The 17,932-nt window shown below is 56.9% G+C and carries 16 protein-coding genes; 9 read left to right on the top strand and 7 right to left on the bottom strand.

The window, feature by feature from the left end:
* Positions 1-10: 10 nt before the first annotated feature.
* Positions 11-433, top strand: coding sequence for an organic hydroperoxide resistance protein (locus tag ACWPM9_RS15555; RefSeq protein WP_428185512.1), 423 nt, complete (start codon positions 11-13; stop codon positions 431-433).
* A 178-nt stretch (positions 434-611) separates the two neighbouring features.
* Here the strand turns inward: ACWPM9_RS15555 and ACWPM9_RS15550 are convergent, their stop codons facing one another.
* Positions 612-1,082, bottom strand: a complete 471-nt coding sequence (locus ACWPM9_RS15550) for a MarR family winged helix-turn-helix transcriptional regulator (protein ID WP_428185511.1) — start codon at positions 1,080-1,082, stop codon at positions 612-614.
* Positions 1,083-1,137: 55 nt separating this feature from the next.
* On the opposite strand from ACWPM9_RS15550, the gene ACWPM9_RS15545 reads away from it, so the two are divergent.
* From ACWPM9_RS15545 to ACWPM9_RS15530, 4 genes are all read left to right on the top strand, one after another.
* On the top strand, positions 1,138-1,866 hold the full coding sequence (locus tag ACWPM9_RS15545; protein WP_428185510.1) for a DUF899 domain-containing protein: 729 nt from the start codon (positions 1,138-1,140) through the stop codon (positions 1,864-1,866).
* 21 nt (positions 1,867-1,887) lie between these two features.
* Positions 1,888-2,376, top strand: coding sequence for a DUF1579 domain-containing protein (locus ACWPM9_RS15540; RefSeq protein WP_428185509.1), 489 nt, complete (start codon positions 1,888-1,890; stop codon positions 2,374-2,376).
* 19 nt (positions 2,377-2,395) lie between these two features.
* Positions 2,396-3,175, top strand: a complete 780-nt coding sequence (locus ACWPM9_RS15535) for a VOC family protein (protein ID WP_428185508.1) — start codon at positions 2,396-2,398, stop codon at positions 3,173-3,175.
* A gap of 156 nt (positions 3,176-3,331) precedes the next feature.
* The gene (locus ACWPM9_RS15530; protein ID WP_484755721.1) at positions 3,332-5,419 is read left to right on the top strand and encodes a methyl-accepting chemotaxis protein; all 2,088 of its coding nucleotides are present in this window, start codon (positions 3,332-3,334) and stop codon (positions 5,417-5,419) included.
* 165 nt (positions 5,420-5,584) lie between these two features.
* On the opposite strand, the gene ACWPM9_RS15525 is transcribed toward ACWPM9_RS15530, so the two are convergent.
* The 4 genes from ACWPM9_RS15525 to ACWPM9_RS15510 all read right to left on the bottom strand — a co-directional run bounded on the left by ACWPM9_RS15525 (position 5,585) and on the right by ACWPM9_RS15510 (position 11,614).
* Positions 5,585-6,001: a PACE efflux transporter gene (locus ACWPM9_RS15525; protein WP_484755720.1), complete on the bottom strand. Its 417-nt coding sequence runs from the start codon at positions 5,999-6,001 to the stop codon at positions 5,585-5,587.
* Between the two features lie 121 nt (positions 6,002-6,122).
* Entirely contained in the window at positions 6,123-7,514 is a 1,392-nt protein-coding gene (locus ACWPM9_RS15520) for a hypothetical protein (RefSeq protein WP_484755719.1), read from the bottom strand.
* Positions 7,511-9,424 carry a hypothetical protein gene (locus ACWPM9_RS15515; RefSeq protein WP_484755718.1) on the bottom strand — a complete coding sequence of 638 codons (1,914 nt, stop codon included), beginning with the start codon at positions 9,422-9,424 and terminating at the stop codon, positions 7,511-7,513. The genes ACWPM9_RS15520 and ACWPM9_RS15515 overlap by 4 nt, the downstream gene beginning before the upstream one ends.
* A gap of 594 nt (positions 9,425-10,018) precedes the next feature.
* A complete protein-coding gene (locus ACWPM9_RS15510) occupies positions 10,019-11,614 on the bottom strand; it encodes a helicase HerA-like C-terminal domain-containing protein (RefSeq protein ID WP_428185505.1) in 1,596 nt (531 codons plus the stop codon).
* A 237-nt stretch (positions 11,615-11,851) separates the two neighbouring features.
* On the opposite strand from ACWPM9_RS15510, the gene ACWPM9_RS15505 reads away from it, so the two are divergent.
* The gene (locus ACWPM9_RS15505; RefSeq protein WP_428185504.1) at positions 11,852-12,241 is read left to right on the top strand and encodes a hypothetical protein; all 390 of its coding nucleotides are present in this window, start codon (positions 11,852-11,854) and stop codon (positions 12,239-12,241) included.
* 261 nt (positions 12,242-12,502) lie between these two features.
* Here the strand turns inward: ACWPM9_RS15505 and ACWPM9_RS15500 are convergent, their stop codons facing one another.
* Positions 12,503-13,174 (bottom strand): glutathione S-transferase family protein, encoded by a 672-nt coding sequence (locus tag ACWPM9_RS15500; protein WP_484755717.1) that lies wholly within the window; start codon positions 13,172-13,174, stop codon positions 12,503-12,505.
* A gap of 138 nt (positions 13,175-13,312) precedes the next feature.
* Between ACWPM9_RS15500 and ACWPM9_RS15495 the strand changes: the two genes are divergently transcribed.
* Positions 13,313-14,221 (top strand): LysR family transcriptional regulator, encoded by a 909-nt coding sequence (locus tag ACWPM9_RS15495; protein ID WP_484755716.1) that lies wholly within the window; start codon positions 13,313-13,315, stop codon positions 14,219-14,221.
* A gap of 97 nt (positions 14,222-14,318) precedes the next feature.
* Here ACWPM9_RS15495 and ACWPM9_RS15490 read toward each other — a convergent pair whose 3' ends face one another.
* Positions 14,319-16,613, bottom strand: coding sequence for an autotransporter domain-containing protein (locus ACWPM9_RS15490; RefSeq protein WP_484755715.1), 2,295 nt, complete (start codon positions 16,611-16,613; stop codon positions 14,319-14,321).
* Between the two features lie 469 nt (positions 16,614-17,082).
* Between ACWPM9_RS15490 and ACWPM9_RS15485 the strand changes: the two genes are divergently transcribed.
* Positions 17,083-17,328 carry a hypothetical protein gene (locus tag ACWPM9_RS15485; protein ID WP_428185500.1) on the top strand — a complete coding sequence of 82 codons (246 nt, stop codon included), beginning with the start codon at positions 17,083-17,085 and terminating at the stop codon, positions 17,326-17,328.
* Positions 17,329-17,337: 9 nt separating this feature from the next.
* A complete protein-coding gene (locus ACWPM9_RS15480) occupies positions 17,338-17,862 on the top strand; it encodes a helix-turn-helix domain-containing protein (protein ID WP_484755714.1) in 525 nt (174 codons plus the stop codon).
* Positions 17,863-17,932: the final 70 nt, after the last annotated feature.

Here is a 17,932-nt window from a genome sequence, read left to right as displayed (position 1 = left end):
GAGCTCAGCCATGTCCATTCTTTATACCGCCCATGCATCCGCAACCGGCGGCCGTGCTGGCCAGGCCGTATCCAGCGACGGCGTTCTCGATGTCACGCTGACAGTGCCCAAGGAACTGGGCGGTGATGGGGCAACCGGCACCAATCCGGAGCAGCTCTTTGCTGCCGGCTATTCAGCCTGCTTCCTCGGCGCGTTGAAAAACGTGGCCGGCAAGGAAAAGGTCAAGATCCCCGAAGACACCAGGATCAGCACCAAGGTCGGCATCGGCCCGCGTGACGATGGCACCGGTTTCGGCATCGAAGTCGAAATCACCGTCGATATCCCCGGTCTCGACAAGGCAGTCGCCGAAGATCTGGTCGCCAAGGCCCATATCGTCTGCCCCTACAGCCACGCCATGCGCACCTCGACCGAAGTTCCCGTCAAGGTCGCCTGAAGCGAGGCTCTGACCGTTCAGGTATTGGAAGGGCATTTCCTGCCCAAAGGCCGGCCCCGCGCCGGCCTTTTTGTGTCTGCGTGAACGAAAGGCGTCGACCAAGAAAATCCTTCTCCCTGCCATGATAAATCATGGAGCAGGGAGAAGGTTGCCGGCCGGCGGAGGAGGGGGGAATTGCTCATGCGGCGAGCGGTGCCGTGTCCATCTGCCCAAGCTCCCGAAGGCTGTCCCGCAGGTCGTCTGCATTGTCCCGCGACAATGCGTCTTCGACCGCAGCGTGCTCGGAGACCCACACCGGCAGCGCTTGGGTGAGCAAGGTGCGCCCGTCATCGGTCAGCGAGAGCAGTCGCCCGCGCTTGTCACGCGGATCGGGCGCAACGGTCAACAGACCGCGACGCTCCAGCGGTTTCAGCGCAGCCGTCAAGGTCGTGCGATCCATGGCCAGCAAGGAAGCGACCGGCCCCATGGGGGCGGGCTGCGGCCGATTGAGCGACATCAGCAGCGAAAACTGGCCATTGGTAATCCCGAACCGCTTGAATGCCTTGTCGAACCGTCGTGCCAATGCGCGCGCCGCACGCTGTGCATGCAGGCAAAGGCAGTGATCGCGAACATGGATGGTGACAGAGAAGGGTATCGATTCGTTTGACATGATCCAATTATGTTGATATCAACATAAAAATCAAGAGAAATCGGGAGGATCTGACATGCAGCATGCCGTAGTGTCCCGCGATGAATGGCTGGATGCGCGCCGCAGCCTTCTCACACGCGAAAAGGCGGTCACCAAAGCGCGCGACAAGCTCAATGCCGAGCGTCTTGCCTTGCCCTGGGTCGCAGTCGACAAGGACTATGTCTTCGACACCGCCGATGGTCGCAGATCGCTGGCAGAGCTGTTCGACGGTCGAAGCCAGCTTCTCGTCTATCACTTCATGTTCGGTCCCGACTGGGATGCCGGATGCACCGGCTGCTCGTTCTTCGCCGATCATATCGATGGGATGCTGGTTCATCTCAATAATCACGATGTCACACTGGTCTGCGCGTCACGCGCGCCGCTGGACAAGATTGAGGCCTACAAGCGCCGTATGGGCTGGCAATTCCCGTGGGTGTCTTCGAACGGTTCGGACTTCAATTTCGACTATCACGTCTCCTTTACAGAGGAAGAGCTGGCCTCCGGCAGCGTCGAGTACAATTTCACGACGATCCCGCGCGAGCGGGCCCATGACGAACTGCCCGGTATGTCGGCCTTCTACAAGGACGATCAGGGCCGCATCTTCCACACCTATTCCAACTACGCACGCGGCGGCGAGGAGGGACTCGGTGCCCTGATGATGCTCGATTATGCACCGCTCGGGCGCAATGAAACGGGCACCTTGAGTTTCCTCAAGCGGCGCGATGAATACGACCAGAAGCCGGTTGCCGGCTGCTGCAGCGGGTGAACGCGAAGGGAGGGACAGCCGATGGAATTTTCAAAACCGGGACCGCAACACAGGTTTCTCGAACGATTGCTCGGTGAATGGGTCGTCACCTCCAGTGCGCACCACCCGGGCTATGATGCCGATGATCCCGACAAGCAGTGGCGCGAGACGGTCCGCACGCTGGGTGGCATCTGGTTTGTTGCCGAAAGCGGCGGGCTGATGCCCAATGGTGAACGCGGACAAATGATGATCACCCTGGGTTTCGACGCCAAGGCCGGACGATATGTCGGCTCATGGGTCGGTTCGATGATGGATACGCTTTGGCTCTATAGCGGCTGGGTGGAACCGGATGGCAATACGCTCATTCTGGAGGCCGAGGGTCCGTCCTTCACCGATCCATCGAAAACCGAGCTCTATCGCGACACGATCACCTTCCTCGATGCGGATCATCGCCGCTTTACAGGCGCTGTCCGCCAGGCCGATGGCACGTTCAAGGAATTCATGCGCGACGACATGAAGCGGCTCCGTTGAGCAAGGAAAGGGACCTGACATGATGCAAGGCAATTTCATCTGGTACGAACTGATGACCACCGATACCGCGGCGGCATCCGATTTCTATGCAAAGGTCAATGGCTGGAAGGCCAAGGATTCCAATGTACCGGGCGTGGATTATACAATCTTCAACGTCGACGGCTTCGAGATGGGCGTTGCCGGCATGATGGCATTGACGCCGGACATGCTGGCTGGCGGAGGCCGTCCAGGCTGGATGGGCTATGTCGCGGTTGACGACGTCGACCGGAAAGCGGACGAATTCAAAGCAGCCGGCGGCTCTATCCATGTGCCGCCGACGGATATCCCGCAAACGGGCCGTTTTGCGGTGGCCGCAGATCCGCAAGGGGCCGTTATCTGCCTGTTCAAGCCGGTTATGCCCGACGGACCGATGCCACCCGCACCAGCCGAAAATTCGCCCGGCACCTTTGGCTGGCGCGAACTCTATGCCGGCGATTTGGACACCGCATTCGATTTCTACTCCGGCATGTTCGGCTGGGAAAAGGAGATGGCTGTGGATATGGGCGCCATGGGCATTTATCAGACCTTCAAGCATGATGGTGCAAGCCTCGGCGGCATGATGACCAAGATGGCCGATATGCCAGCCCCATTCTGGAACTATTACGTCAATGTGGACGGTATCGATGCTGCAGCGGAACGGGTCAAATCCGCCGGTGGCCAGATTGTCAACGGTCCGCATGAAGTGCCGGGCGGCTCCTTCATCGTCACGGGGCTGGACCCGCAAGGGGCGATGTTCTCGCTGGTGTCCAAGACACGATGATCGTTGATCGGTCAGGTCAGGTCAGGTCAGGGGGCGGGCGCTTGTCTGCCGGTGCGACTTATAGTTGAGAATTCGGGGTTCGCTGTTAATGCGCGATTAAGTTTGGTTCGGCATAAATCATAATATCTTGAAGTTCTAAATAAGGATATTCTGCTTATGGCTTTCCGAATGCGTATCGTCCACCGCATTCTTGCGCTGGCATGTGTGGCCGCCCTCGGTGTGGCCGCCGTAACCGGCATCTTTATGATGCAGAGTGCGACCGAACAGTCCTACCGGCAGGAGTTTACAAGACTTGATCAAATCGCGGGCAAGCTCTCTGCCCTGAACGGTGCCTTGCACAACAACAGACGATACGAGAAGGACTTCCTGCTCGATAAATCCGTGGAAGCCCAGTCCAGCTTTGATGAAAGTGTTGCCAAAGGCGCGGCGCTGATTTCAGAAGTGTCTGCGCTGGTTGCTACCCCGCAAAAACCCGCTCTCGCTGAAATCGAAACGAGCTACGATGCCTATGTGAACGCCATTCACAATGTCTTCGCCACCGACATCAAGCTGGGGCTGGTGCCGAACGAGGGCCTTGAAGGCCAGATGCGCGAGGCTGTTCACGGCATCGAAACGGAGTTGAAGGCGGTCCAGAGCGACAAGCTCCTGGTCAGCATGCTCATGCTTCGGCGTCATGAGAAGGATCTGATGCTGCGCAAGGATCCGAAATATCTGGCCAAGCACGCCGATGAGGTCTCGAATTTTACCAATCTTGCCCAATCGGATTTGCCAGCCGATCTGCAGGCGAAGATTCTGTCGGCTCTGGATATCTATGCCAATGCCTTCAAGACCTATGCCGAGGTGGTGATCGAGGAGACCGAGGCGCGCGCAACGGGCAATATGCGTTTCGCCGAGATCGACACGAAGATCCTGTCAGCCCTTGATGCGGCCAAGGCGCAATCTGTGGCAAAGCTGGAAAGCAGCGATGCAGCGGTTTCTCGCAGCCAGACCATTGCAGCCATAGTGGTTCTGGCAACGCTTGCCGTGCTCGGCATCGCCGTCTTCCTTATCGGTCGCTCCATATCGCGCCCCATCGCCGGAATGGCGGGTGCCATGGAGCGCTTGGCCGATGGCGATGCGGACATGGAAATCGATGGGACCGGACGTCGCGACGAGATCGGAGAAATGGCAAAGGCGCTGGAAGTCTTCCGGCTGGCCGCCATTTCCAATCGCAAGCTGGAGCGCGAGGCAGCCCAAAATCGCGCCCGTGCCGAGGCCGAACGCATTCGTGTGCAGGAGGAGGCTGAAGCATCGGCTCAGGCGCGCCTGAAACAGGCAACAGCGGGTCTCGCGGTCGGATTGCAGAAACTCGCTGAAGGCGATTTGACGTTTCAGCTGGACGAGCCCTTCGCGCCTGATTTCGAGCAGCTGCGCCTCGATCTCAACCGCGCCGTGGCCCAGCTCGGCGCGACCCTCGGGGACGTGTCCGGCTCGACGACTGCCATCGACAACGGCTCGACCGAAATCAGCAACAGCGCCGACGATCTGGCGCGCCGTACCGAGCAGCAGGCAGCCTCGCTGGAGGAAACCGCGGCAGCCCTTGAGGAAATCACCGCCAATGTCGGCTCCTCGTCCAAACGCGCCGAGGAGGCCCGCCAGGTGGCCGCGGAAGCCAATCGCAACGCTGCGGAATCTGCAAATGTCGTGGGCAACGCCATCAGTGCGATGCAGCGCATTGAAGCCTCCTCCAGCCAGATTTCCAGCATCATCGGCGTGATCGACGAGATCGCCTTCCAGACCAATCTGCTGGCGCTGAATGCCGGCGTGGAAGCGGCCCGTGCCGGCGATGCCGGCAAGGGATTTGCGGTGGTTGCCCAGGAAGTGCGGGAACTCGCCCAGCGTTCGGCCAATGCCGCTCGCGAAATCAAGGCTCTCATCACCCAGTCTGGCGATGAGGTGTCCACCGGCGTGAAGCTCGTCAGCGAAACCAGCGGATCGCTTCAGCGCATTGTCGATCATGTCGGTCAGATCAATCAGCATATGGACGCCATTGCCCGTGCCGCCCGCGAACAGTCGCAAGGTCTGACCGAAGTCAATTCTGCGGTCAATCGCATGGATCAGGTGACCCAGCAGAATGCGGCCATGGTCGAGGAGACCAATGCCGCAAGCGCCAGTCTCTCCAACGAGGCAGCGCGCCTGCGCAATCTTGTCGGTGTGTTCAGCCTGCCGAGCGGGCACCATTCGTCGGACAGGCAGGCGGCTTGAAGACGTCGCATCGCTGCAAGGCCAGTGTCACGACCGCGCGATCGAAGACAACGGAAACGGGCGCCATTCGCGCCCGTTTTTCATGCTCGTCGCCCCATGATCCGACCCTGACAAACGGCGTTTGCATGCCATTGGCGCGCCACCTGGACGTGGATCGCTTTTCTCCTACTTGGCCGATTGCGGAAGGCCGAAAATCCGGTCGAAGGCGAAGTTGAAGAGATAGGTATAGATCAGGAAATAGAGAAGCAGGCCCAGATTGGTCACAAAGGCCTCACCGATTGAAATACCCAGAAGGACTGCCAGAACGGGCGTCAGCACCACCGCAAGTCCGCCCTCGAACAAGACTGCATGCACCAGCCGCCGCAGGACGGAGCGTCCCCTCACGGCACTGCGCGCCTCCCACCATTCAAACATGGTGGTAAAGACAAGATTCCACACCACCGCCACCGTCGAGGATATCACCGCCGCCAACCCCGAAGACGTCTCGTCATGCCCGAGCATGAGAAAGATCAGAACGCTAAACCCAATGGCAATGCCCTCGAAGGCAGTGACATAGACGATACGGCGAAGAATGGGGGACATGGCACACGAATACTGTCTGGCAGATGCAGTCTGCGGGGAGATCTGTATGACCCAGGTGCATACAGGCAGCCGCCCCTATCTGCCAAGGCAGAAATTTCTCTCAGCGTGCCAGCGATATCACCTAATTTTCCGTCGCCGGCTTCATTCGCGTGTAGAGCGGAAGATGTGGTTCAATTGCGCGTTCTCCACGTATCGCCCAGTAGAACAGTTTCAGCTTACGGCTTTGTGGTTGATCGGGGAATGTATCCTCGTAGGCTTTATCCAGAACCGATGGATTGAATAGCACTTTTTGCGAGAGGATCTCGAAGAATTTCGCGACAAGCAGCTCTCGAGATGTTTTGCTGCGCTGGTAAGTAAGCGGGCTTTCAATCACCTTTGGGTTTAGGGTGCCGACTTTGCTGATAGCTTTTCCGAATATAGCGTAGCGGTCATTGGTATAAGTGATCGGGCTGCTGTCAAAATTGCAGCCGGCTATTGTCGCTGCATATGTGCGTATGATGTCGATGTCACCAAGGTAATAGTGGAAGGCATCACCGCGACAGAATGCGCGCGACGCCTCGTCGTGGTCTGGATAGATGTTGACCAGGGTTGTACCGGCTTTATCGCATACCGGATCGCCTGAGAGGCCAAGGCTGTGCCCCGGATTTTGCTGAACATTTTCTGGCAGTCGGAGATATTGCACCAGTTGATGCTCGAAATTCGGAAGCTCCTTTGCCGCGATCAAGGCTTGCAGTCCTCTGGTCGCTGCCGTCGTCCCGCCCACCAGGCCAATAAGCGCAGGCTCGGATATCGTCGTGTTTGCTTCTGTGTTTTCGATAACTGTTGTGTTGTCGCTGTCCAAGGCAGGTTCTGGCCTTGGCGTGCCGCAAGGTTGAGAGGGAATGGGTTTGTCTTTCAGTTTGAGATAACCTATCCCGGTGACGAAGAGCGGAGGCGACACCATTAATGAGCGTTGTCCATTGGTTATCGTCGCCGGGTCGCACAGTATATCAAACTTCTGACCTAAGTTATTGAACCGTATAGCGCTTGGCGTAGGCGGTTTCTCGGGCGCATTTTCACCATCACCATCACCATCACCATCACCATCACCATCGCCATCGGCTTCACTGGTGCCGGTATTTTCTGCGCCATCGGTCTCTGCCTTGCTCTGTCGGGAGTTGTATTCGCGCATTTCTTTGCCAAAGCGCTCCATTGACAGACGATACTCTTCGTCGATGTCGTAGATCCCAATCATGTCCATGGTCAGCTCGGGATGGATATTTTGAGCGAGCAGCATTTCCGCAAGTGCTGCGTCGCAAATCCGTGCGGTGTATCCGCTATATCCCTGTCGACTTAATGGGCCGCGTGCGGCATCGGTTTCAATAAAATTTCCATCAATCTTGTAAGAGAATGGACGAGCTTTACTGCGGATACCGATGGACAGTTTTATCTCGGCGGGTTGAGCCGGTTCTAAGTTCTCAGCGTTCATGGGGGACGCCAAAGCTGAGAGGAAAGCCACAATAGCCCATTTCATGTGGAGCCCTCCGCTTGTTCTAAAGGCGGTTCAGGCATCCCAGGGGCTCTCGTCTTGTGTTCCGTATCGCCATGTTTTTCGGACAACTCGAGAAGCCAGCCGAATGAGAGCAGAAACAGGGCCGGTAGCAGCGAATAAATGAGTGCGTCGCGGAAACTCTTAGAGAAAAGAGCGCCGGGCACATCGCCTTGCACTGGAACTGTGATCAAGAGGCAGCCCCACTGAAAGGAAAGATACAATAATCCACCCAATGCAGCAGTAAATAAGGTGCGCCGCATCTGCCAGCGCTCATGCTTGTGCTTGTCCATTATCACTAATGCAAACATGGCCAGTATGATGCCCGCGCCTATCTGCGTCGCGAAATAGTCGCCGTATTCATCGAATAGATTGATCGTTTGGGCTTTTGTTGGCCATATACCTTTCGTCAGAATACCAGCGGCCACCGCCAATTTCGCGAATTGTGTCAAAGCGGTGAGGAAAAAAGCTGCTAATCCTGAAAAAATACAAAGGCCTAGAAATCGTAGAAACGGAAACTGGTGCATCTTCCAATCGTCGCGCCATGATTGTTCCTCCAGACGGACGTCTCGTCCGAGCATGACCAATAGAACACTCACGCCGGTTACGATAATACTTTGGAATTGGTCCCAGGATGCGGCTTTGAATATGTCCCCTTTGTGTTCCTGCAAATAGGCTTTCACAGCACCTTCACAGACCAGCGCATGCGCTGATGGGCACTTGTTCGCGTCAACAAGTGAGTTAACAGGATCAGACAGATATTTGGTATATTGGGCCGGGTCGGCCGACGCTGACCAAAATAGCCAAAAGTAATAAAGCGCAATCGTGATGATAAAGGCGGGAACGAAAGCGATTATCAGGCTGAGCGCAAATGCGTTGTGTTCATCCTTTTCGGGTTCAGCAAGCTTATCCCTCATTAGCAGGACCGGATCGCGGTTTGCTTTCTGATTGTCATCGCCATCTCTGCGCGTTTCGTCACCATGCGCATTGTAAATCGTACGGTTATTGCGAATGAATAGCACCGCAAAGAACGCCATCAGATTGGCTTTAAGCAGCGCAGCTTGGGTTTGCAGTTCTTGTGTATATTGTTGAACCTGTTCCTGGCTTGGTGGTGCGCTGAGCTTCTTTAATAGGGAGTCGTAGTCACTTTCAATCTGTGCCGACACAGGCTGCATGCGCTCGAACTCTTGCAGTGGAAAGTAGAGGTTATAGCCCACTGCATTGGTGGCCCTGCGCAGGCAATCCACTGTGACCAGTGTACTTCTGATGTCACTGGAATCCTGTATTTTCTTTAGGGATTTAGCGACTAGGGGGTCAGTGCGAGAGCCTTGGCGATCGTTAGTCATTTGATCGTAAAGGCTATCAAGTGGCTTGGCCTGACCTTGCATGATTTCATCATATTTCAGTCCACGCAGTCCGGAGATTACGCGGTAGACGCCACGCGGCACGCCGGACAGGCGTTGCGCGAGTGAGCGCATCGTATGCTCTATCGGTTTGACTGCGCCGATAGATAGTGAGGTGATGATGAGGGCTGAGACGATTAAGGGCTTGTTATAGTCACTGCCAATGAACGAGAACTCATCCTCGAGATTTGCGCCTCCAATGTCGATTTGCGTATCCGAAGCGCCAATTTCAATGGACGCATTCTGAAACTTGAGCAGTAATCCATAGAGTTCTGCGCTACTTAATATGACAAAATATGCTATGATATAGAACGCGACATAGCATGTGAAACCGAAAATAAGTTCGCCGTTTGTGCAAAGGTGGCGAACTTCAATTGCCTTTAGAATTGGATGCAGATCGAATGGATGACGTGCGCTCGTTGAGTTGAAGTTGCGATATGCTTCGATAATAAGCGTAAATGCGCCGGCCAAGACAAAGCCGACGTAGATCATGTTATTCATTCAAGCCTAAAAAACTACCGACTGTCACAGACAGACTTGGACAGCCGGATTGCAAGGCCCCGCTGCCACGGAAGGCAACGTGGTGGTGAAGTAACTTGCTCCGACCAGAGCAACGACGGCAGCAATCGCAAATACAGATTTCAACATTTTTCACACTCCTGACCATTCGATGATCATCTATATACGTTTTCATTGATGAATGCAACCTGAACGATAATATATTAAATTTACACCAAACAAGAGTTGTGATGGGTTGCAATGCTGGCTGCCATCCCCCCCACACCCAATCGCCGACAAATATTAGGCTTCCATTAAGTGTCGCATGCAATAGATATGGCTAATATGGTGAAATTCTAATATAACTGATTCGTCGGCAAGTGAAGTCAGCACCGCAGGCCGACAATCCTGCCCTTGGTTGTCCAGGGGGCAGGTGAGTGAATTATATCCGCGCGTCTCTCCCTCTCCCCCCCGAGGCGCGTTGGTAGGCGGGGCGGAGCCGGCTTCCCCCCAAGCACCGGCTCCGCCCTATCGCCGGTCGCGGGAATGTGGCCTGGCCTTCGCGTTCAAGCGGCCGCCGTTTCTCTATTATCGCTTCAGGCTTCCCAGGATACCGCGCACAATGGCGCGACCGAGCGATGAGGCGACCGAACGGGCAGCGCTCTTCATGGCCGCTTCCACCACGCTTTCGCGCTGGCGCGTGCGCCGGGTCGTTGTCTTGCGGCTCGAGGTGCTGCGCCCGGATGGGGAGCGGCCGTCATCGCGATCATCCTCATCGCCAAAGCCGGGCAGGGTCCAGCGACCGGCAGCGCTGTCGTCGTCGGCCTGTTGTTCGGCCCGGGCCTCATCTGCCTGTTTCTGCGCTTCGGCCTGCGCTGCCTTTTGCGCCCGTTCGGCCAGGATCTCGAATGCCGATTCCCGGTCCAGATCGGTATCGTACTGGCCGGCAACGGGGCTGAGCGCCATCACCTGCTGGCGTTCCGCGTCGGTAATCGGCGCCGGGCGCGCAGAGGGCGGGCGCACCAGCGTACGCTCCACCATGGAGGGCACGCCCTTCGATTCCAGCGTGGAGACCAGCGCCTCGCCAATGCCGAGCGTGGTAATGGCGGTTTCGCAATCGAAGGCCGGGTTGGGGCGGAAGGTTTCGGCAGCCGTGCGCACCGCCTTCTGCTCGCGCGGCGTATAGGCACGCAGCGCATGCTGCACCCGGTTGCCCAGCTGGGCGAGAACGCTGTCTGGCACATCGAGCGGGTTCTGCGTGACGAAATAGATGCCAACCCCCTTGGAGCGGATCAGCCGGACGACCTGTTCCACCCGCTCGATCAGCACTTTCGGGGCGCCATCGAACAAAAGATGCGCCTCGTCGAAGAAGAATACCAGCTTCGGCTTGTCCGGATCGCCCACTTCCGGCAATTCCTCGAACAGTTCGGACAACAGCCACAACAGGAAGGTGGCATAGAGCCGCGGATTCATCATCAAACGGTCGGCCGATAGCACCGAGACGGCGCCGCGACCGTCATTGGTCACCCGCATGATGTCGGCAATCTTCAAGGCCGGCTCGCCGAAGAAATGTTCGGCACCCTGCTGTTCCAGCACCAGCAAGCCGCGCTGCAGCGAGCCGACGGAGGATTTGGAAATCAGCCCGAAGCGGCTCGACAATTCATTGGCATTGTCTGCCATATAGTTCAGCAGTGCCTGCAGGTCTTTCAGGTCGAGCAGGGCAAGACCGCCCTCATCGGCAATCTTGAAGGCAATGTTGAGCACGCCTTCCTGCGCCTCCGAGGCATCCATCAACCGCGCCAGCAAAAGCGGGCCCATTTCGGCGATGGTGGTGCGCACCCGGTGGCCCTTTTCGCCGAACAGATCCCAGAAGATCACCGGAAACTGCTGGAAATCGAAATCCTTGAAGCCGATCTGTGCGGCTCTGGCGGTCACCCAATCCTTGGCCGTGCCGATTTCGGCAATGCCCGAAAGGTCGCCCTTCACATCGGCGCAAAACACCGGAACGCCGGCATTGGAAAAGCTCTCGGCCAGCACCTGCAGCGTCACGGTCTTGCCGGTGCCGGTGGCCCCCGTCACCAGACCATGGCGGTTGGCATATTTGAGGTTCAGATATTCGCCCTTGTTCAGGCTGTCGTCCGGATTGCGGCTGGTGCCGATATAAATCTTGCCTGCTTCAAGCATTCCATGTCCCCATCTTGCCTGCTTGCGCAGATATGCCACGGCCAAAAACATGCCCGACCGGCGTCTTCACGGCGTCCTTGTCTTGCCCTTATAAGGATAGTGTGAAACATCGACAACTGCTTGGGGCAGCAGTTGAGACCGTCAAAAATGCCCGGGAGAAAAGAGCGGGCGCGCTTGAGTTCGCCGTCAGCCTTGATTACGTTGACGTCAACGTCAGAACTTCAGAGGAGAACCTTGATGAACGCACTCGCAACCCGCATTGCCGAAAATGTTGGCCTGGAGCCGGATACAGCCGAAAAGGCGCTGGGCATGATGCTCGGCTTTTTGCAGCGCGAAGCCGATGATGGCGCCGTGGCCCGCATGATCGAAGCCATTCCCGGCGCCATGGAACTGGTGGCCGAACACAATGGCGAAGGCGAAAGCAAGGGCCTTCTCGGCGGCCTGATGAGCGCCATCGGCGGTGGCGGCGTCATGGGTCTTGGCCAGCAGCTGATGGCCCAGGGCCTCGGCATGGGCGAAATCACGGCCCTTGCCAAGGAAACCATCGCCGCTGCCCGCGAATATGCCGGCGACGACGTGGTCGACGAAGTCGTCAACTCCGTCCCCGGTCTCAGCCAGTTCGTCTGACCCGATTGACACCACGCGTTTTGCAAGAGCCGCCGGGTGAAAGCCTGGCGGTTTTTTCGTTAGTATGGGGAAGGGCGGGGAAGGAAAGAGAAAGTCCTCTTGGCCGGCGCATGTCACGGTGTCGGTCAGACCATCCCGATTCGCCTATGGCGGTGACCGGCCCTTAGCGGATATTCAAGGCGGGCCACGCACGCGTGAGAGGACGTGGCAAATACAAGGTCTGCCACGTCCTCCATCAAAGGAACATACAAAGCGAGTTGTTCAAAGCGTTACGCCGACACTCGACAGGAAGCTGTCGATGCGGTGATCAACCACGCGCTTTGTTTCGGCCCAAGCGGGAACCGACTGAAGTAGATTGTCGTGCCACGCCATGAGATTGGGAAAATCCCGAAGCGGAGGCCTCGAACGATCGATCTGCGAAAACGGACCTGCAATGTCGATATCGGCAAGCGTCAGCGTCTGGCCAACAACGAATTTGCGGCCTTCCAGATGCTGGTCAAGCACTTTCGCTGCCGCACGAATCTTGCTCTCGGCAAGCTCGATGACGGCCTCATTCTTTGGCAGCCCCATGACCGTCTTGCCCACTCGCTCATCGAACAGCGCCGTTGCAAAAACGCGCCATTGCTCACCCGACCAGAACATCCACTGAAGGACCTCAAAACGTTCTTCTGCGGTTGCTCCGACCAATGGGGAATTTGCCTTACTCGCCAGATAAAGATTGATGGCGGCAGCTTCGTAGAGAACGAAATCACCATCGACCAGAACAGGCGTCAGGCCGTGCGGATTGAGCCGTGATTTGAACTCAGCCGTCTGGCTCTCGCCCTTGAACAAATCGACCATGACGTGTTCGATTTCGATGCCCATGACGTTTGCCGCCGTGGTCACCCGCCGCAAGCTGCCTGATCCGGGATCGCCGTAAATCTTGATTGTCATAAATTCTTCCTTTGTCTCCAAGACCCTCAAGGTCTCACAAAGCCACCCTCCTATATTCATGAAACGAATTGAATTGCGCCAGTAAGCATAGTATAAATTCCATTATAGAATGAATTCGAGGGGATAAGGGGAGCGGAGATGGACAAGCTCGATTCCATGCGCGCGTTCGTGCGCGTCCTTGAAAGCGGAAGTTTTTCACAGGCAGCGCGAGACCTGAATGTGAGCCAGCCGACTGTCAGTAAACAGCTCGCTGCTCTCGAAGCGCGTCTTGGAACGCAACTCCTTTCGAGAAATTCTCGAACTCTTGCCGCGACGCTCGTGGGTCAAGAATATTATGAGGCCGCAGTCCGTATCCTGGAGGATATCGATTCAGTGGAAGAAAAGGTTCTGGAAGGGCAGTCGTCACCCTCGGGTCTTGTCCGGGTGACCCTCTCGCCAGCCTTCGGGAGAATGTATGTAATCCCGCGGCTCCTTACCTTTAGGGATCGCTTTCCAGACGTGGCAATCGAAATGGAAGTCTCAGGCCGGCACGTTGACCTTGTCGAAGAAGGGATCAATGTCGCGATCCGAATAGGTCCACTTTCCGATTCAGCTTTGGTTGCTCGACGCATAGGCGATATGCGACTGATAACACTGGCATCAGCAAGCTATCTCGCTCGGCACGGACGGCCGGAAACGCTTGACGACTTACGGTCCCACCAACGTATTGGCTATGTCCATCAGGGCCATGTCGTCGGTTGGGATTTTACGGTCCAGGGTCGGCAGATCACTTTGGACGGCGGCGGCGCATTTCGCACGAACGATGCCGATCATGTTCGCGGTGCGGTGCTTGCCGGTCTGGGTATTGCCCATCACGCAAGCTGGTTGTTTACGGATGTCCTTTCCTCCGGCGAGGTCATCCGAATTCTGGACGATCACGCTCCGCCGCCTTTCCCAATTTTCGCAATCACTGCCTCCGGGCGGCGCATGCCTTCACGAGTGCGGCAGTTCATCGATTTCTTGGCCGATATTTGCGCTGAAGAGGCGGAGCTACGGATCGCTGAATGAGCTAAGTCGGGTGTTGGCGCATGGTTGACTCCCCCCGCTCACACCTGGATCGCAAGCGCCGCATCGAAATGCGGCGCCTCACTGTCATGGGAACTAGTCAGAACTTCGTCTGCCAGCCGGCGCGCAGCCAGATGTCCGGATCCGAGCCTTCGGTCGTGACATTGAGCATCAGCGATGCCGTACCGCCAGCCACGTCGTATTCGCCACCGATACCACCGCGCAGCCAAAACCGTTTCTGTTCGGCGCCTGTCAGGTCGAAGCTCGAGACATCGATGATCTCGCCGGAAATATCCGCGGCTCGCTTTTCGAACCGGTAATCGGCTTCCGCACGGAACGTCAGGCGGAAATCGTTGGTCAACGGATGGATGAAATCCGAGCCGAGGCGAATGATGGTCTGGTGGTCGTCGACGGCATCATAGCTGACCGGGAAGGAACCACCGCTTTCGCGATAGGCGTCCGCATGGCTCCATGCGCGCGAGATCGCGGCATAGGGGGTGATCGCGGTGCCGTTGATCGAGGCGGCATCCAGCCAATCGAGGCGGGCCTTCAGGCCATAGGTCTTCGAATCCGTGGAGCCGGAAGAATAATCGAGCGCCGTGCCGTTCCTATAGCCACGATTGACATCGGCCGAGCCGCGCGAGGCGTAGCCGCCCACGGTCAGATAGACATTGTCGCCGAGAAGCGCGCTGACTTCGGGGGCAACATAGTAACCGCGGTTGCGGAACTCGCCGCCATCATCGAGATCCTGCCTGGTATAGGTGGCACCAACAGACAGGCGTGCCGTCACGCCGTCGGCAATGCCGTAACCCATGCCGAAATCGCCGAGGGCGAGGCCCCCGTCGGAACTGGGACCATTGTCAAAGCCGCTGTCGACGGTGCCCCAGACGGACTTCTGGCCGAGCGAGAGCAGATTGCGCATGGGGCTGCCCGGGGCACCGAACATGACCGTGCTTGCCTGTGCCAGGGCGGGGCTGGTGACCTGGACGCCATAGAGCGTCGGCAGGAAATCGTCATAGGTGATGATGCCGGAGCCCGAGTTGTCGCCACCGCTGGAACCCGAACCGTCGTCATCTCCGTCGGTATCGGTGTCTGTATCTGTATCTGTATCTGTATCTGTATCTGTATCTGTATCTGTCTCCTCATCGACACTGACCTTGGCGATATAGATCAAGCCGTCTTGCGTGAAGCCGGTGACGATATTGCCGTCGGCAGAGACATATTTTGCACCACTGGTAATATCTGTATCGAGTGTCACACCCGCATCGCGCAACCAGTCGTCGACACTGATCATCCCGGTCTCGTCCGTCCAGCGGAAACCGTGAGAGACACTGGCACTATCCCAGGCAGTGCCAACCACAACTTTGCCGTCGGCGGAAACGTCATCAGCAGCGGAAGTGTTGCCGCCGCCCAGTGTCCCAAGGTCACTCATCGTGCCGGTTATGCCATCGCCGGAGACGAACCAGCGATAGGCATGAAAGTAGGAATCCGAAGTGGTGCTGGATCGGCCCACGATCGCACCGCCATCATCGGACATCGCACTGACATAGGTATAGGTGCCTCCAAGCGTTCCGATATTGGTCATTCCACCTTCTTCGGTCCAACGGAAGGTGTAAGAATGATTGTCTGTCGTGATAGAAGAGCCGGCCACGACCGAGCCATCATAACTGACGAAAGTCGCATAAGAATAGGTGATGCCGAGCGTGCCAAGACTTTCTATGGTCTGACTGACATTGTCCCAGCGAAAGGCCGTACCGTAACCGGACGCGGCTAGTGAATATCCCACCACGGTCGACCCGTCTCCGCTAATGGCGTAGGCAGCGCTGACGTTGCCGCCCAGGGTGCCGATATCCACGATCCCTTCTGCCGTCCAGTAGAAGGCGTGGTATGCGCCCGAACTGGTCGTGCTCCAGCCCGTGACGGCCGATCCGTCGTCGCTGACATCCGCTGCATAGGAATAGCTTCCGCCCAGGGTGCCGATATCGGTGTATCCATCAGCAGCAGACCACACAAAACCCGTGTAATCGCCAGTAACATAGTATCCGCCGACAATGGTCGAGCCATCCGCGCTGATGGCGTTCAGCGATATGTTGGCCTCCGACCCGAGATCGGTGAAACTATCCGTCAGACTGTAGGAAGCGTAATACCAGTCGCCATTGTCGTCTTTGTATTCAAATAAGACGATGCCGGTATCGCTCATGCCAATCATAACGCCGTAAGACTCAACCGCGTTGCCACCGGTGACATCATCGGTGAACGAGCCTGTAGCGCTGCTATCTTTAGCCATTGCGATCTGGGACATGCCGGCTGCGAGAACCAGCGACAGTGCACTGGTGACATAGAGCGAAGGCAAAGTAATGCCCTTGCGGCGCGCGGCACCCCATGAATTCTTCATAATGTCATTTCCTTAAGGAGCGCCTTTAGGCGCAAATCGTCGTCGATCAGTGTCCAGCCTGAAGAGCAAAAGCGGATTGCGTGGCCCAGACTGGAGGCGCCATCCCACCTTTTCCCAAGCTCCTGCCATCTGCGATACGCGGCACTTCGACGAAAAGCTGAGTCTTGAGATCTGAAGCAGGCGTATCAATGAGTCCGCATTTTGCACATGTCTGAGCGTGCGCGATCATTGTCTAATTGTCCCGGTACCAGTTCTGATCAGATTCCAATGGGTTGGGGCCTGCAAGCGACCGCAATGCCGCACTTCACCTGGCTCGACATTGGCATGATAATAAGCTTGCTTTTCGGATCCGCAGTCCAATATGCAATAGTCATGAGTTCCTTCAATTTCGACAGTTCAAGTCTCAGGCAGGACGAGGCCTTCGAGCCCTTCGAGGCCTGTAGGCAGCTCTATGCCGGGAGGATCTGATGTGAGGTCAGACCGCGTCGACTTTTCCGCGCAGGTCGACGCCCGGAACTACTCGAAAGTTCTGGTTTTTGATCGGCACCTGAACGACGTCTCCCATGAGCGCTCCACCCGCAGAGTGAATGCGGATGGTTTCGAACATGGCACCTTACAGCTTAACCTCTCCGGCCAGCGTCTGGTCGAGACGCAAGACAACAGGCTGTCCGTCGATCCGGGGCAGATCGTTGCATTTGACATGACCAAACCTTAGCGCAGCTTTTTGAACGATTGTCATTTCATCGCCGTTTCCACCTCCCGCGCGATGCTGGATGTGCCGGAAAGCGTGCGTGACACTATGCATGGCAAGATCGTCGATGGACCCAACGCCATCATATTGGCCGATCTCATGGCCGCGCTGGCGCGCGCCAAGCTCGTGATCGGCGCTCATCTGTCAGAGCGTCAGCTATCCCCGGAATGGATTGCGGCGAAGACAAACGTCTCCCGTACCCGCCTCTACGAACTCTTCAAGCCGGAAGGTGGCATTTCGAGATATCTTCAGAAGGCACGGGCGACAAAGCTCCGCCAGCTATTGGCGCAGGCAGAGATGTCGCGCTTCAGCGTCGGTGCCCTGTGTCTCGGCGTCGGCTTTGCAAGCGAAAGCCACGGCATCCGGAGATTTTCCGAATTCTTTTCTGTTTCACCAGGTCTGTATCGCCGTCAGTTGGGCGATGTCGCAGCCAGTGGACATACAGGCCCTGCCAGCCAGTTTGACAGTTGGATGAGAGCCTTGAACATCGAGTTCTGACAGCCCATGCGAGCAAAAATTCCGATCTCCGGCACAAACGGATCGTACGAGAATAGGCCCGATCACGGAA

The organism is Agrobacterium sp. H141 (genome assembly GCF_057158725.1).
Note: the sequence above shows the minus strand (reverse complement) of the source record. Positions and strands in the feature narration are given on the sequence as shown.